Origin of the sequence: Silvania sp. (assembly GCF_051656365.1) — a bacterium.
Classification (GTDB): domain Bacteria; phylum Pseudomonadota; class Gammaproteobacteria; order Enterobacterales; family Enterobacteriaceae; genus Enterobacter; species Enterobacter hatchlandensis.
Window position 1 is genome coordinate 1 of the sequence record NZ_JBOGBT010000054.1, and the last position, 15,473, is coordinate 15,473.

A 15,473-nucleotide genomic window follows, 5' to 3' on the forward strand; every position below is an offset into this window, starting at 1 on the left:
CTGGCGTCCAGCCCTTGTCATCCGGTCTCCGGTTCGCCGATTTCAGCGGGGACTCAACACCCGTGCCCCATTCAGACCGCTGAGAAGGTGGAGGGAGCGTAAGTCCGGCTGAAAATCGCTGAGGCGTTGACCGCAGGCCGGGGCGAGGCGCAGGGATGCGCCGAGAGGGCGTGACCTACATGGATGTAGGATCATGCCCGACCCGAAGCCGAAGGGAATAAGCCGAAGGGACCGCGCAGCGGCGATTTTCTGTGCCGGGAGCCGGGATTGTAAAGGGGGCGGCGGCAGCCCCCTTTACACGTTCACCGCAGCACGTCAGACAGGAAGCAGAGGATTAAGAGTGAACGGAACGGTTCCACTTTTTCCTCAAAGGGCTTTGTAGTCAGCAAAATAACGAATAAAAGCGTGATTTTGCTTATCTGACCAGCATTAAGGCATTTGCCTTCCCTTTTGTTTACCCGACGCCTTACAGCGCGATACGGATCACATCATCCGGCTGGGTCGCTTCCTGCTGACGGGTAGACTTCTGCTTCACCGTCACGTACAGGGTTTTGCCATCTGCAGAGAGCGCCAGGCTGTTCGGGAAGGTTGGCGTATCGATAGTTTTGGTCACTTTATAGGTTTTGGCATCAATGATGCTCACCTTGCCCGCTTCGCGGTGGGTGACGTAGGCTTCGTTGCGCGCCGGGTTAAACAGCACTGCCAGCGATTCTGGTGCGGCTACTTTGTCGAGGACTTTGCCATCTTTCAGCGACACAACCAGCACTTCCGGCTGTTTTGAATCGGTAATAAACGCGCGCTGGCCGTCGATGTCGAGGCTCAGGTTCAGGTAGAAGTGCTCTTTCCCGTCATCCTGCAGTTTTTTGCGCTCGATAACCTTATTGGTCGCGGTATCGATAGTAATCAGCTCGCCGTCACCGTTGGTGGTGTACAGGCGCTTAGCTTTCGCATCCAGCGCGAGGCCAGTGCTGAACGTCCCGGTACCCGTAATGGTGGTTTTCAGCTTCAGGGTTTCGCCGTCCACAACCCAAATCACGCTCTCTTTACCGATGCCGGTAATATAAACGCTGTTGGTGGTGTCATCCGCCACCAGCTCACGCGGCTGCAGCGGTTTCACGGTTTCGCTGCGCTTGCGATCGTCGAGCACCAGACGGCCTTTCACGTCGCCGGTTTTGGCGTCGATGGCGGTCACCGCGCTGTTAGTGGTGTTACCAAACCACAGGGTCTGGGTGGTGTTGTTAATGGTGGCGCCAAATGGCTTCAGGTCGCTATGAATAGCCTGGGTCACTTCCAGCGTCAGCGGATCGAGGCGGTACACCACCCCACCCTTATCGGTTTTGCGGCTCTGTGTGGTAGCCACCCACAGCGCATTTTCCTGCTGGCTGACAGCCATCTCATACGCGCCTTTACCGACTGCTTTACGCAGCATCTCTTCTGCGGCGTGGACATTAAAAGCACCGGCAACCAGCAGAGAACCCAACAGCAGTGAGCCACGCAGACGCGGCGAGCACAGATGACGTAAATGCATAACAACTCCCTTTTACAATAAATGGTATCGCCGACATCGCTTCCGTCAGGCGAAGTCATCGCTTCGCCTTGTTATTGATGCGAATAGTAATCATTATTTATCATAATGTGGAGTAATTCTTGATCTCACCAGGGCGTTTCGCCGTTTTTATCTCCACTTTCGTTAACGCTATGTGCGGTTTTGGTTTTCAAAACATTTACAAAACATTTAACATACACGCACATGTTCCATTTGGTTCGTCATTTCTCAACCGGCCTTTACTCATGAAAATCTTTTCTGCCCGTGCGGCAACGCTCCCTCTGCTGTTGGTTCCTGTTGCGGTCCTCGCCGCCGACGAACAAACCATGATCGTCAGCGCAATGCCGCAAACCCTTTCCGAGCTGGATACCCCTGCTGCCGTCAGCGTGGTAAACGGCGAGGATATGCGCCATGCCGCACCGCGCATTAACCTCTCCGAATCCCTCGGCAGCGTGCCGGGACTGCAGATCCAGAACCGGCAGAACTACGCCCAGGATCTCCAGCTGTCGATGCGCGGATTTGGCGCCCGCTCCACTTTTGGCGTGCGCGGCATTCGCCTGTATGTCGACGGCATCCCGGCCACTATGCCGGACGGCCAGGGGCAAACCTCCAATATCGATCTCAACAGCGTGGAGAGCGTCGAAGTGCTGCGTGGGCCGTTTTCCGCCCTGTACGGCAACGCCTCCGGCGGAGTGATTAACATGGCGACCGAAACCGGACGCCAGCCAACCACGGTGGAAGCCAGCAGCTATTACGGCAGCTACGGAAGCTGGCGCTACGGCATGAAAGCCACCGGGGCGATGGGCGACGGCAGCCAGCCGGGCGACGTGGATTACACCGTCTCTACCACCCGCTTTATTACCCAGGGCTACCGCGACCACAGCGCGGCGCGCAAGAACCTCGCTAACGCCAAACTGGGCGTGCGTATCGATGACGTCAGCAAGCTGAGCCTGATTTTCAACAGCGTCGACATCAAGGCCAACGATCCCGGCGGGCTGGATTACCAGGAGTGGCAAAACAATCCGCGCCAGTCGCCACGCGGGGATCAGTACAACACCCGTAAAACCATCAAACAGACCCAGGCGGGTCTGCGCTATGAACGCCAGATGAGCGAGCAGGACGACCTGAGCGTGATCATGTACGCCGGTGAGCGTGAAATGACCCAGTACCAGTCAATCCCGTTCCAGCCGCAGTTGCGGGACACCCACTCCGGCGGGGTGATCGACATGCAGCGTCACTATCAGGGCATCGACACTCGCTGGACACATCGCGGTGAACTGCTGGTACCGGTGACGTTTACCGGCGGGCTGAACTACGAAAACATGAGCGAAGATCGCCGTGGCTACGAAAACTACGTGATGAATAATGGAGTACCGGACTACGGTGTGAAAGGGGCGAAACGCCGGGATGAACGTAACCTGATGTGGAACGTCGATCCTTACCTGCAAACCAGCTGGCAGCTGACGCAAAAGCTGTCGCTGGATGCGGGCCTGCGCTATAGCTCAGTGTGGTTCGACTCAAACGACCACTACGTCCAGGGCAGCAATGGCGATGACAGCGGCGACACTAGCTATCACAAATGGCTGCCTGCCAGCTCGCTGAAATACGCCGTCACCGAGGCGTGGAACCTGTACGCCGCAGCGGGTCGCGGCTTTGAAACGCCAACCATCAACGAGCTGTCCTACCGCTCTGGCAACCAGAGCGGGCTGAACTTCGGCCTGAAGCCGTCCACCAGCGATACGTATGAAATTGGTAGCAAAACGCGGGTCGGCAACGGTCTGCTGACCGCGGCACTGTTCCGTACCAATACCGACGATGAGATCGTGGTCGACGCCAGCTCCGGGGGACGCACCAGCTATAAAAATGCCGGGAAAACCCGCCGTCAGGGCGTGGAACTCTCACTCGACCAGCAGTTTGCCGAAAACTGGAAGCTGAAAATGGCGTGGACCTATCTGGATGCGACCTATCGCACCAATGTCTGCGGCGATGACGACTGTAACGGCAACCGGATGCCAGGAATTGCCCGCAACATGGGTTATGCCTCGTTTGGCTGGCAGCCCGAAGAGGGCTGGTATGCCGGTTCCGACGTGCGCTATATGAGCGACATTATGGCCGACGACGAAAATAGCGCCAAAGCCCCCTCTTACACCGTGGTTGGCCTGAATACGGGCTATAAACTGAATTACGGTAATTGGGGAATGGATCTGTTTGGTCGTGTCGATAATTTGTTCGATAAAGAGTATGTGGGATCGGTGATCGTTAACGAATCCAACGGGCGTTATTACGAACCCGCGCCGGGGCGTAATTATGGCGTAGGCTTGTCGATCTCATACCGTTTCGAATAATAAAAATACCCGACGGAGAGGGCTCTGTCGGGTAATATTAGCCGCAACGCTGCTGGTGAAATAAACAGCGCATTGCGGCGATGGGCTGAGTTATCTTAAATATTGCTGAACCAGCAGGTTGTTGGCTTTATCGACCATATCAGCTACGGCAGCACGACTGCGCTCCACATCTCTGGCTTCCAGCGCGGACAGAAGTTCATCATAGCGATAAACGGAAACGGGCAAATCAATATCCCGATCGTAGTAATAGCTAAAGCACGGGCCAATTCGCATCCACAGCTGTTCAATCAGCGCGCTGAGGGTTGGCATTTCGGCATACTGGTACAGCTTAAAACGGAAGATCCGGTTAGTCTGCAGGGCGCGATCGGCTTCGCCATTGCTCATGGCATCGTGGAAGTCTTCGCACAGCCGGCGCACTTCTGCCAGCTGACTGTCCGTCATCTTCTCGCAGGCGCTGGCCACCGCCAGCATCTCCAGCTCCCGGCGGATCTTATTCACTTCGTTGTAGCGCACCTGCGTGACTTCAGGGACCAGGAACGCCTGCGCGGGAGCCGCATGCAGCGCACCCGCAGAGACCAGCCGCAGCAACGCCTCGCGAACCGGAGTAATACTGGTGCCTAATTTATCCGCAATCTCTTTGGTGACTAGCCTTTCACCGGGTCGCAGGGAGCCGGAAATTAACGCCCCTTTCAGCGCCACCTCCACCTGCGTGGTAAGACTCATTCGCTGAGCTTTTTCGATATTATCCAAATCAAGCATGATCTATTCCTGTAAATAATGCCAAGACGCTATTTGCCGCACAGGCACAATGCGTAAAGCAACGCGTGTTGATAATTCCTGTATCTGCATGCCTGGTTTCATGAACGCATAATAAACAAAAAAAATAATGGCTAATTGAAACTATCTCACCCGTCTTTGCGCGGGTCATGTCATAGTTATAACGATAATTAAAGCTGTTATTTCACATTTTGCCTACCCGGTGATAGCGGTTACACCCGCTATCACCGCAATAATTAGTTATTCTTCGCGACCTGTATCACGACTTTGCCGAAGTTCTTCCCTTCCAGCAGGCCGATCAGCGACGCAGGCGCGCTTTCCAGTCCGTCGATAAGCTGCTCGCGATACTGAAGTTTACCCGCTTTCACCCAGGCACCCATCTCCTGCTGGAACTCGTCAATTCGATGCCCGTAGTCCTGACCGATGATAAAACCCTGCATGCGGATGCGTTTTTTCAGCAGCGTGCCCATCAGCAGCGGCAGTCTGTCTGGCCCGTCCGGTAGGGATGTGGCGTTATAGCCGCTGACCAGCCCGCAAACCGGCACACGCGCCGAGGTATTGAGTAGCGGCAGCACCGCATCGAAGACCTTCCCACCGACGTTTTCGTAATAGACGTCGATGCCTGCCGGGCAGGCTTGCGCCAGCTGCTCGGCAAAATCGTCGGCGTGATGATCGATGCACTGGTCAAAGCCCAGCGTTTCGATGGCATAGCGGCATTTTTCCGCACCACCGGCAACGCCCACCACCCGGCTGCCTTTCAGCTTACCAATCTGCCCGACGGTAGCACCGACCGGGCCAGTTGCGGCCGCGACCACCAGCGTTTCACCGGCTTTCGGCTGCCCAATATCCAGCAAGCCCATGTAGGCGGTAAAGCCTGGCATGCCCATGATCCCCAGTGCCCAGGACGGATGCTCGGGGTTTTCCCCCAGCTTGACCAGCCCGCTGCCGTCAGAGACGGCGTAGTCCTGCCAGCCGCTGTAGCCCAGCACCCATTCACCGGGGGTAAAGTCAGGGTGATTCGACTGTTCGATACGGCTAACCGTCCCGCCGACCATCACCGCGCCAATCTCGACCGGCGGGGAGTAAGACGGGGCATCGCTCATTCGGCCACGCATGTAAGGGTCCAGCGACAGATAGACGGTGCGCAGCAGGATTTGCCCTTCGCCTGGGGCGGGAACGGGGGATTCTTCTAAACGGAAGTTTTCAGCGACGGGCGCGCCGTGCGGACGGGAGGCCAAAACCCAACGGCGATTCAGTGTGGAAGGCTGACTCATACATCACTCCTGATTATATAAATGTCCTTAGAGACTAGCTTCATATCCCCTTGCCCGCATTGTCATTACGAGCCGGACTGATTCAGCCGCACCACCAGATAGACGCAGGGTTCACGGCTTTCATTAATAAAACGACAGTCGTTAGGCGGCCCCAGTTCCAGGCAATCCCCGGCGCGCATCTCGTGGCGGGTATCCCCTTCCTGAAAGACCAGTTCGCCCGACTGGAGCCAGATCAGCTGGCGCGCCAGCGCGTATGATGACGCGGGCATTGGCACGTCGCTACCGCCCGGCAGTTCAACCTGGACCAGATCGATGGGCAGATCGCTGCGCGGCGAGACGTGACGGCGCAGGTAGTGCGTCAGCGGATCGCGCCACACCGGCTGGCTGGCAAAGCGCAGCAGCTTGCCTTCCTGCAGTTCCGCCCGGGCAATCAGGGTGGACATGCTAATGCCAAACGCCCCGGAAAGCCGGGCAAGCAGCGACGCCGTCGGGCTGCTCTCCGCCCGTTCAATTTTATGGATCATCGCCCGCGAGACGCCTGCCCGCTCGGCAAGCTCGCTCAGCGACCAGCCGCGGGATTCACGCTCAACCCGAATGCGCGCGCTGATCCGCTGATTGATGTTGTCTGGCATAGTATTCATGGCGTAATACTATAGTGTAAAAAAGGGATTTCAACGCGGTTTTTCATAACAAAAAGATATGGCTTATACCCTGGCGTTGCGAATATCATTCTGTGTAATATCGTGACGATACGTACTACTATAGTGAACAACAAAGCCCCGAGGATGCTTCATGATTATCCGACACGCCTGCAAAGACGATTGCGCCGCCATCGGCGAAATCTATAACCATGCTGTACTACACACTGCCGCGATCTGGAATGACAAGACCGTTGATACCGATAACCGCATTGCGTGGTTTGAAGCCCGCCAGCTGGTCGGCTATCCGGTGCTGGTGAGCGTGGAAGACGACGTTGTAACCGGCTACGCCTCGTTCGGGGACTGGCGTGCGTTTGATGGTTTTCGTCATACGGTGGAGCATTCGGTGTACGTCCATCCGGATCATCAGGGCAAAGGCATTGGCCGCGAACTGATGAAAGCGCTGATTGGTGAAGCTAAGCGCATCGGTAAACACGTGATGGTGGCGGGCATAGAAGCGCAAAACAGCGCTTCTATTCATCTGCATGAGACATTAGGTTTTGTCACCACCGGGCAGATGCCGCAGGTGGGAACCAAGTTTGGCCGCTGGCTGGATCTGACCTTTATGCAGCTGCAGCTCGACGCGCGCAGCGAGCCGGATAATATCGGATGAATCAGTCGCTGACGCTGGTGTTCCTTGTTGCCGCAGGCATTGGCCTGGTGGTGCAGAACACGCTGATGGTGCGCATCACCCAAAGCTCGAGCACCATACTTATCGCCATGCTGCTTAACTCGTTGGTGGGCATCGTCCTGTTTGTGTCGATTTTGCTGATTAAAAACGGCGTCGCCGGGTTCAGCGAGCTGGTGCATACGGTGCGCTGGTGGACATTAATCCCCGGCCTGCTGGGATCGTTTTTTGTCTTTGCCAGCATCAGTGGCTATCAGTATGTGGGTGCGGCGACAACCATTGCGGTGCTGGTCGCCAGCCAGCTGATCGGCGGACTGGTAATGGACGTGGTGCGCAGTCAGGGCGTTCCCCTGCGGGCACTGATTGGCCCGGTATGCGGTGCGGTATTGCTGGTGGTGGGCGCCTGGCTCGTCGCCAGGCGCGAGTTCTGAACTTAGAGAATAACGCCGCCTTTGGTCAGGCTATCCTGGCGGGCCTCCTGATCTTCTTTATAGTGTTTACCGTGATGAGCAATGGTATTGCGCAGGCGCTGCTGCTGGGCATAGCGATCTTCACGGCTTAACTCAGTATCTTCACTTAATTCGATCAGCAGTTCGTTCATATGGACGATCACGCTTTCGGTTACCGCCGCATCAACGCGGGCGATAACCTCCTCTAAATGTGACATTGTCACTCCTTGCTTGTTTATTCCCTCTCCCCTATAGGGAGAGGGTCAGGGTGAGGGGCACAAACCGCACCAGACTCAGTTTAATTTCGCTTTCGAGAAATCGCTGCCCATCAGGCTGACACTATACCCGCTGACGTTGCTGCGGGTCGCGTAGAATGTTTTGCCGTTAGCCAGCGCAATCCACGGAGCCTGCTGATAGAAAATCTCCTGCGCCTGGCCGTACAGCTTCGCGCGGGCGGCCGGGTCGCTGGTCAGCTTCGCTTTTTCAACCAGATCGTTATACCCCTTGTCGCACCAGCGTGCGGCATTGGAGCCGGTTTTGATGCTGTTGCAGCCCAGCAGAACATCGGCAAAGTTATCCGGATCGCCGTTATCGGACATCCAGCCAAACAGCGCGCTGTCGTGCTCGCCTTTACGCATGCTGGAGAGGTACTCGCCCCACTCGTACGAGACGATTTTCGCCTTGATACCCACTTTCGCCCAGTCGTTCTGGATCATCTCGGCAATGCGACGTGAGTTCGGGTTATAAGGACGTTGCACCGGCATCGACCACAGGGTCACTTCCGCGCCCTGCTCCAGTCCTGCCTGCTTCAGCAGCGCTTTAGCTTTTTCCGGATCGTAGCCGTAGTCCTTCAGATCTTTGTTAAAGCCCATCATATTTGGCGGGATCGGCGATTTTGCCACTGTACCGGAGCCCATAAAGACCGCATTAACGATCGCCGTTTTATCGGTGGCGTAGTTCAGAGCCTGACGCACCAGCACGTTATCAAACGGTTTTTTCTCGGTGTTAAACGCCAGATAGCCGACGTTCAGCGCATCAACCTTGTGCAGGGTCAGATCTTTGTTTTTATTGATAACCTCGAACTGCACCGGTGAAGGTGCCGGGATAATCTGGCATTCGTTGGTTTGCAGCTTCGCCAGACGGGTTTCGACGTTCGGGGTAATGGCGAAAATCAGGTGCTTGATTGCCACCTCACCGTCCCAGTAGTTGGGGTTCGCCAGATAACGGATCTGCGAATCGACTTTATACTGCTGGAGCACGTACGGCCCGGTGCCAATCGGCCAGGTATCGACGTTCTCCGGGGTGCCTTTTTTCAGCATCGCGTCGGCATATTCCGCCGACAGGATCGAGGCGAAATCCATCCCCCAGTCGGCGAGGAACGCTGCATTCGGTTCGCTCAGGACAAACTGGACGTGGGTGTCATCGATCTTCTTCACCTCCTGGATCAGTTTATCCAGGCCAACGTCGTTGAAGTACTCGTAATTACCCTGGGAGACATTGTGATACGGATGCTTAGGGTCTTTCTGACGCAGCACCGAGAAAATAACGTCATCGGCATTAAAATCGCGGGTCGGTTTGAAGAATTTATTGCTGTTGAACTTCACCCCTTTACGCAGGGCAAAGGTATAGGTTTTGCCGTCCGGGGAGATGGCCCAGGATTCCGCCAGCGACGGCACCGGGGTGTTTTTCACCGGGTCGAAGTTAATCAGGCGGTTATACAGCACCTGCGAGCTGGCGACAAAACTTGGACCGGAGCTGGCGATCTGCGGATTAAAGGACTCCGGCGACGCTTCGGAACAGTAAACAAGCGTGTCGTTATTAGCCGCCCATGCGGCACTTGCCGGTAATAGCGCGGTTAACGCCAGCGCGAGGAGTGTTTTCCCTGTAGACATCATTATTACCCTTTCGGATTTATTATAGTGAACCGTAATAACAGCACAGCACTTCCTTGCTGGCAAATAACGAAAACCTCTCAGGTTATTCTAAAGCAGTTATTTTCGCTGGTTTTCCCGCCAATTGCCGGAGAGTGATTTGCCTTAAGTCCCATTCTACGTCAAGCACTTTCCTGCGCCTCAATGGCGTAAGAAATCGCCCCTTTTGCCGTTTCTTCTGCCGTTTGCTTGCGCGCGGACTGCGTAAAGTAGACGCGTGAAGAAGTCTATGGGACCAAATCGTGGCAAAAACTCTTTTACGCAGCGGTAATCTGGATGATTTTCAGGCCGTTGGCGGCGGCGGACAGGCCGTTTTTGAATCTGCATTGCAAATCCGTGAGGCCCTGCGCCTGCGCAAACAACAGTCTATCGTCGACAGTCTGGCGATCCCGCAGGTCAACGATGAAGGCGACCGGGTGGACTGGTATTCGCCGACGGAAGGCAGCGTCACCAGCTGGAATGCCGCCGATGAAGATGCGCGTTTTCGGGCACTGCGCCTGCTGGAAAGCACCCTGTCCAGCGTTGAGTCGCTGAGTAAGAAGTCGCTCCAGTCACCTAAAACCGCGCAGCAACTGTTTGGTTCCCTGCTCTCAAAAGCCTTCCAGTTCCCTGGTGAAAACTTCCTGTTTCTGGTGGATGGCAAGCCGGTTATCACCTTCTGGGGCTTCGTTAACCTGAATGAAAACGCACGCGACGACGTGCTCGCCTGCCTGCGCGAATCCCTGCGTCCGGTGGTGGTGCCTGCGCCAGTTGAGGAACCCGAGCCCGAGCCGGTACCGGAGATCGTGTTTGAAAAAGCCGACGAGCCACTGATTGCCGCCCCTGCCATGGTGCACATGACTCCTGACTCTCTGTATACCGCGCAGCCCGCACCGGTGGTTATCGCCAAAGAACCCGATCCCGAACCGATCCCACCGCCACCGGTGGCAATCAAGAAACGCCGCTTCCCGCTGTGGCCGCTGCCGGTAGCCGCCGTCGTGGTGGCCGCCGTTGCCGCCACGCTACTGTGGCAAAAACAGGCACCGACCGTGGAACCGGTTAAGGTTGCTGTCGCAGCCCCGATGGCTATCGCCCCTAAACCGCTTGCCGCTGTCGAACCACTGGCGATGAATTTACCGCTGCATCAGGCCGAAGTGCGTACCGTTAAAGCCGCAGAGCCGGTCCCGGCTGAACCTGTGGTAATTACCGCGATCCCGAAAGAGGCGATGGTGATGGAAGCCGGTCAGGTAAAATCTGGCTCGACGCGCTTCCTCAACGGCAGCTGGCGCGTGATGCTGGACGTAACCGATCCGATAACCGGCAAGCCCCCCTCGCTGCGCTACCAGATCCAGAACAATAAAGGCGTGGCCCGCGTCGTGCATGGCGATAACATCGTCTGTCGCGCCGAGATTTTCTCCGGGCTGCACAGCAACGGCGAGCTGATGATTAAAACCCGCGGCAATGCCCGCTGCAGCGACGGCTCGCGCTACCCGATGCCAGAAATCACCTGTAAAGCCGGCACCAATGATGTGGCGGAATGCAGCGCGCGCTACGACGCCAACACGGTGGTTCCATTGACTTTCAGGAAGGCAGGTGCGTGATCCTATGCTGGTAAACCTTTGCGACTACAAACAGAGCGTCACGCTGATTGCGAACAGCGGCGTCCAGTTTCTTGATTTTGGCCTGACCCCGCAGGATTCCGCCCAGAGCGGGCGCTTTGTGCGTAAAACCGCCAACGGCCCGCTGCTGCGCCTGGATTATGACCTGGTCAATGGCCGCTATACCCTGCCGTCCCCGGCGGGCGGACAGCCGGAAGTGGTGAAGCCCGAAAGCACCATCCCGCTGCAGCAGTCGCTGGCGGTGCTGGATGGTGTCTGGCTGCCGATCCCCTTTTTACGCTTTAACCCGCCGCGCACCTTTGTAGAAGGTCCGGATAACTGGGCGCGAGTGCAGATCCGTAAGCTGGAGACCCCGGACAGCGCCGGGAACAGCCACCGAGTGACCCTGGCGCTCGACAGCCAGATTGCTGGCCATGCCACCAGCATCCTGTCACCGGTGGAGAACGACATTCTCAATGGCACCCGCTTTGCGCTGGCCTGGCGCGATGACGAAGTGGCGAGCTTCCTCGATCAGACCTGGATTGACGGCTGGCTGCGTGAAGCCTTTACCCACTACGCCACCGGCGTGGAAAACCGGGCCGAACGCGAGCTCCAGCTGGCGATGCGCAACTTTGAGTATCAGGCGCACTGGCTCAACGTGCTGGCGCTGCTGGGCGAACAGCTCACCGTGCCGGAAGTTAAATTTGTCACCCACACCCTCAGCACCCCGGCAATTCCGGTGGATCTGATCCTGGATGTGGGCAATACCCATACCTGTGGCGTGATCATTGAAGATCATGGCGATGCCAACGACGGTCTGCGCCAGACCGCCGAGCTGCAGGTACGCTCCTTAAGCGAGCCGCAGTTCCTCAATGAGCCGCTGTTTACCAGCCGACTGGAGTTTTCTGAAGCCCGTTTCGGCAAGCAGCACTTCTCGGTCGAAAGCGGTCGCGAAGACGCCTTTGTCTGGCCCTCTATCGTGCGCGTCGGCGACGAAGCGCGAAAGCTGGCCACCCAGCGTCTGGGCACCGAAGGCAACAGCGGTATCTCCAGCCCGCGCCGCTACCTGTGGGACGAAACCCCGGTGGTGCAGGACTGGCGTTTTAGTCAGATGAATGCCAAAACCCAGCGCGAACCGCTGGCCACCGCCTTCCCGCTGATGAACCTGATGAACGATGACGGGCAGCCGCTGTTCACCCTGCCGCAGGATGAGCGTCTGCCGGTCTTCTCGCCGCAGTACAGCCGCAGCACCCTGATGACCCATATGCTGTGCGAGCTGTTAGCGCAGGCGCTGGGGCAGATCAACAGCGTTGCCACCCGGTTGCGCCTGGGTTTCCCGGCCTCGCCGCGTCAGCTGCGGACCCTGATCCTGACCCTGCCGTCGGCGATGCCGAAGCAGGAGCGCGAGATCTTCCGCCGCCGGATGTTCGAAGCCATCGCCATCGTCTGGAAAGCGATGGGCTGGCACCCGCAGGATGACGACTTCTCCAGCCGTAAGCAGCAGGAAAAGAGCGTGATCCCGGTGCCGGAGATCCAGATGGAGTGGGATGAAGCCAGCTGCGGCCAGCTGGTGTGGCTATATAACGAAGCGATTTCCCACTACGGCGGCCAGACGGAAGCCTTTTTCGCCTCTCTCGCCCGCCCGGATCGCGAGCCTGAGCCGGGCTGCCTGCCGGGTCGCGCCCTGCGCGTGGCCTCGATTGATATTGGCGGCGGCACCACCGATATGGCGATCACCCATTATCAGCTGGACGACGGTTCCGGCAGTAACGTCAAGATCACGCCGCAGCTGCTGTTCCGCGAAGGCTTTAAGGTTGCGGGCGATGATACCCTGCTGGACATCATCCAGCGCTACGTGCTGCCCGCGCTGCAAACCCAGCTGCAAAAATGCGGGATTGCCGATGCCTCGCTGCTGATGGCCTCGCTGTTTGGTGACTCCGGACGCATCGACACCCAGGCGGTATTGCGCCAGCAGACGGCGCTACAGCTGTTTATGCCCATTGGGCACGCGATCCTCGCCGCCTGGGAAGCCAGCGATATCGACGATCCGCTCGACGGGCTGCACGCCACTTTTGGCGACCTGCTGACCCGTAAACCGACCCGCAACGTCATGAACTATCTGCAGCAGGCTATCGAACACGCGCTGCCCGCGGGCTCTTCGCCGTTCGACCTGTTTGCCGTACCGCTGCACGTCACTTTCCGCGAAATGCAGGATGCGATGCTGGCCGGGCACTTTACGCTGGCCGCCCCGCTGCACGCTGTGGCGGAAGCGATCTCGCACTACGCCTGCGACATTCTGCTGATCACCGGGCGTCCAGGCTGTCTGCCGGGCGTTCAGGCGCTGATCCGCCACCTGCAGCCGGTGCCGGTTAGCCGAATGGTGTGGCTGGATAAATACCGCGTGCACGAGTGGTATCCTTTCAGCCAGCAGGGCCGGATTGGCAACCCGAAATCGACAGCCGCCGTGGGCGCGATGCTCTGCAGCCTGGCGCTGGATCTGCGCCTGCCGCGCTTTAATTTTAAGGCAGCAGATATCGGCGCGTACTCCACGGTGCGCTATCTGGGCGTGCTGGATAATACGGTCAACACCCTGCGTGATGAGAACGTCTGGTATCAGGAGATCGACCTCGACAAACCGGGGGCGAGACTGGATACCCGCCTGCACTTCCCCCTGCGCGGCAGTGTGACGCTGGGGTTCCGTCAACTGGCGAATGCCCGCTGGCCTGCCACCCCGCTCTATACCCTGAGCATTAACTCGGCCGAGCTGGCAAAATCGATCGCCGGAGACGGCGTATTGAACGTGCGCCTGCAGCTGCGCGGCGGCAGCAAGCATGAAGGCCCTGAAGCCTTCGAGCTGAGCGATGCCTGGCTACAGGACGGCACGCCGGTACCGGCCGATGCTCTGACGTTTAAACTGAATACCCTGGCCGATCGCCGTCATAGCGGTAGCCACTACTGGATCGACAGCGGGAGCGTATACCTGAAATGACAGCCACGACGACCACCACCCAGGCGTTAATCGGGTGGATCAACGCGACGCGCCAGCACGCACCGATCCTGGATAATGATGCCGATGCGCTGCTCGCCCGTCTGGCGGCAGCACAAGCCCGCGAAGGTGCCATCGAACGTGCCTTGAGCACAGACAGCACCATCGGGCTATACGGCTATTCTCAGGCGGCAAAAGCCCACCTGCTCGCCACGCTGTGCGGCAGCGGCAATAGCCGGATGAACGTCATTATCGGCCAGCGGACCTTCGACTATTTTTCGCATATCAACCCGGGCCATGCGCTCAGCAATATGGCACTGCGCTTCAGCCCGAACGTGGCAGACGCCATCGACGACGCATTTCCGCTGCGCCTGAGCCTGCTGACCGAAGCCGAGCTGGTGCAGGTGTTTCTGGCCCAGGCGACCGTCCCGGCAGTGGATAAAGCGGTTATCGAGGCGCGACTAGAGAAATGGCGCGCCCTGCGCCAGTCCCAGAGCGTACCGGGGATCACCGCCGCCGACGTGGGAACTATCGCCAACTACTGGCGCGATACGGTTCCTTCTTCTGCCCAGCAGATGGACGATGCCCTGTGGCATCAGTTCGCCCTGCTGCTGCCGTCGCTGGATCTGAGTACCCGCGCAAGCTGTTGGTCGCTGCTGTGGGGTGAGCAGCAGGAGCTGACCCAGCAGTGGCTGAAGCTGGCGCATATTCTGCATCAAACCAGCCATGCACAAGAGCTTGCCGCACCGCTGAGCCTGCTGGTGGATAATTTTGGCCTGCCGACCGAAGGCTTCCTGACCCGGGGTGATATCGCCCTGCAGGATGTGCAGCAGGCGGTGCTGCACCCGCTGCACAACGGCAAGCTGCTTAACGCCATCAGCATTCCGCTGGACGTGCTGGCGCTGCTGACCCGAGAGCTGGTTCTGCCCGTCGAGAGCGCGGCGCTGGATCGGGTGGATATCATTGATATCCCCGTCCCGTCGGCGCAGCCTGAACTCCCGCTGGCACAGGCGAAACAGCAGTGGTTGCTGGAGCACTATCGCCAGCAACTGCAGCCCGACGTGCTGGTTCTCTGCAACGCTACCGCCCACCATAATCAAACGGCTAAGACGGCAAAAACGCTGCTGAACTGGGTGAAAGAGACCCAGCCGGGCGACGACGCAGCCCTGCCAGGGCTGGTGTGGGCGATTACGCCGCAGGATGCACGCTTCACCACCCGCGCCAACCTTGATGAAGCCGTGCAACAGCTGCTCGGCAAACCG

General features: G+C 58.0%; 12 protein-coding genes. 6 read left to right on the forward strand and 6 right to left on the reverse strand.

The annotated features are described in order from the left end of the window. Window positions 1-466: 466 nt before the first annotated feature. Window positions 467-1,528 (reverse strand): YncE family protein, encoded by a 1,062-nt coding sequence (locus ACRDD5_RS11115; protein WP_438676785.1) that lies wholly within the window; start codon window positions 1,526-1,528, stop codon window positions 467-469. A gap of 263 nt (window positions 1,529-1,791) precedes the next feature. Between ACRDD5_RS11115 and pqqU the strand changes: the two genes are divergently transcribed. Next, a complete protein-coding gene (gene pqqU / locus ACRDD5_RS11120) occupies window positions 1,792-3,891 on the forward strand; it encodes a TonB-dependent receptor PqqU (RefSeq protein WP_438676786.1) in 2,100 nt (699 codons plus the stop codon). A gap of 90 nt (window positions 3,892-3,981) precedes the next feature. Here the strand turns inward: pqqU and ACRDD5_RS11125 are convergent, their stop codons facing one another. From ACRDD5_RS11125 to ACRDD5_RS11135, 3 genes are all read right to left on the reverse strand, one after another. Continuing rightward, window positions 3,982-4,650 carry a GntR family transcriptional regulator gene (locus ACRDD5_RS11125; protein ID WP_271281174.1) on the reverse strand — a complete coding sequence of 223 codons (669 nt, stop codon included), beginning with the start codon at window positions 4,648-4,650 and terminating at the stop codon, window positions 3,982-3,984. A gap of 254 nt (window positions 4,651-4,904) precedes the next feature. Continuing rightward, on the reverse strand, window positions 4,905-5,942 hold the full coding sequence (locus tag ACRDD5_RS11130; protein WP_438676787.1) for an NADP-dependent oxidoreductase: 1,038 nt from the start codon (window positions 5,940-5,942) through the stop codon (window positions 4,905-4,907). Window positions 5,943-6,007: 65 nt separating this feature from the next. Beyond that, the gene (locus tag ACRDD5_RS11135) at window positions 6,008-6,583 is read right to left on the reverse strand and encodes a helix-turn-helix domain-containing protein (RefSeq protein WP_271281176.1); all 576 of its coding nucleotides are present in this window, start codon (window positions 6,581-6,583) and stop codon (window positions 6,008-6,010) included. 151 nt (window positions 6,584-6,734) lie between these two features. Here ACRDD5_RS11135 and ACRDD5_RS11140 point away from each other — a divergent pair, with 151 nt between their 5' ends. Both ACRDD5_RS11140 and ACRDD5_RS11145 read left to right on the forward strand, forming a co-directional pair. Beyond that, entirely contained in the window at window positions 6,735-7,253 is a 519-nt protein-coding gene (locus tag ACRDD5_RS11140; protein ID WP_271281177.1) for a GNAT family N-acetyltransferase, read from the forward strand. Further along, the gene (locus ACRDD5_RS11145) at window positions 7,250-7,699 is read left to right on the forward strand and encodes a DMT family transporter (RefSeq protein WP_271281178.1); all 450 of its coding nucleotides are present in this window, start codon (window positions 7,250-7,252) and stop codon (window positions 7,697-7,699) included. The genes ACRDD5_RS11140 and ACRDD5_RS11145 overlap by 4 nt, the downstream gene beginning before the upstream one ends. Before the next feature lie 2 nt (window positions 7,700-7,701). Here the strand turns inward: ACRDD5_RS11145 and ACRDD5_RS11150 are convergent, their stop codons facing one another. Both ACRDD5_RS11150 and ACRDD5_RS11155 read right to left on the reverse strand, forming a co-directional pair. Continuing rightward, a complete protein-coding gene (locus ACRDD5_RS11150) occupies window positions 7,702-7,935 on the reverse strand; it encodes a DUF2526 family protein (protein WP_271281179.1) in 234 nt (77 codons plus the stop codon). A 75-nt stretch (window positions 7,936-8,010) separates the two neighbouring features. Beyond that, a complete protein-coding gene (locus ACRDD5_RS11155) occupies window positions 8,011-9,609 on the reverse strand; it encodes an ABC transporter substrate-binding protein (RefSeq protein ID WP_438676788.1) in 1,599 nt (532 codons plus the stop codon). 281 nt (window positions 9,610-9,890) lie between these two features. On the opposite strand from ACRDD5_RS11155, the gene ACRDD5_RS11160 reads away from it, so the two are divergent. The 3 genes from ACRDD5_RS11160 to ACRDD5_RS11170 all read left to right on the forward strand — a co-directional run. Beyond that, a complete protein-coding gene (locus ACRDD5_RS11160) occupies window positions 9,891-11,228 on the forward strand; it encodes an SrfA family protein (protein ID WP_438676789.1) in 1,338 nt (445 codons plus the stop codon). A gap of 4 nt (window positions 11,229-11,232) precedes the next feature. Beyond that, entirely contained in the window at window positions 11,233-14,214 is a 2,982-nt protein-coding gene (locus ACRDD5_RS11165; protein ID WP_438676791.1) for a virulence factor SrfB, read from the forward strand. Further along, a partial coding sequence (locus tag ACRDD5_RS11170) for a virulence factor SrfC family protein (RefSeq protein WP_438676790.1) occupies window positions 14,211-15,473 on the forward strand: 1,263 nt, incomplete at its 3' end. The genes ACRDD5_RS11165 and ACRDD5_RS11170, both read left to right, overlap by 4 nt.

Coding starts and splice junctions, on each gene's coding strand:
- ACRDD5_RS11125 (WP_271281174.1), bottom strand. CDS start 4,650: ATGCTTGATTTGGATAATATCGAAAAAGCTCAGCGAATGAGTCTTACC.
- ACRDD5_RS11135 (WP_271281176.1), bottom strand. CDS start 6,583: ATGAATACTATGCCAGACAACATCAATCAGCGGATCAGCGCGCGCATT.
- ACRDD5_RS11155 (WP_438676788.1), bottom strand. CDS start 9,609: ATGTCTACAGGGAAAACACTCCTCGCGCTGGCGTTAACCGCGCTATTA.
- ACRDD5_RS11165 (WP_438676791.1), top strand. CDS start 11,233: ATGCTGGTAAACCTTTGCGACTACAAACAGAGCGTCACGCTGATTGCG.
- pqqU (WP_438676786.1), top strand. CDS start 1,792: ATGAAAATCTTTTCTGCCCGTGCGGCAACGCTCCCTCTGCTGTTGGTT.
- ACRDD5_RS11130 (WP_438676787.1), bottom strand. CDS start 5,942: ATGAGTCAGCCTTCCACACTGAATCGCCGTTGGGTTTTGGCCTCCCGT.
- ACRDD5_RS11150 (WP_271281179.1), bottom strand. CDS start 7,935: ATGTCACATTTAGAGGAGGTTATCGCCCGCGTTGATGCGGCGGTAACC.
- ACRDD5_RS11115 (WP_438676785.1), bottom strand. CDS start 1,528: ATGCATTTACGTCATCTGTGCTCGCCGCGTCTGCGTGGCTCACTGCTG.
- ACRDD5_RS11140 (WP_271281177.1), top strand. CDS start 6,735: ATGATTATCCGACACGCCTGCAAAGACGATTGCGCCGCCATCGGCGAA.
- ACRDD5_RS11145 (WP_271281178.1), top strand. CDS start 7,250: ATGAATCAGTCGCTGACGCTGGTGTTCCTTGTTGCCGCAGGCATTGGC.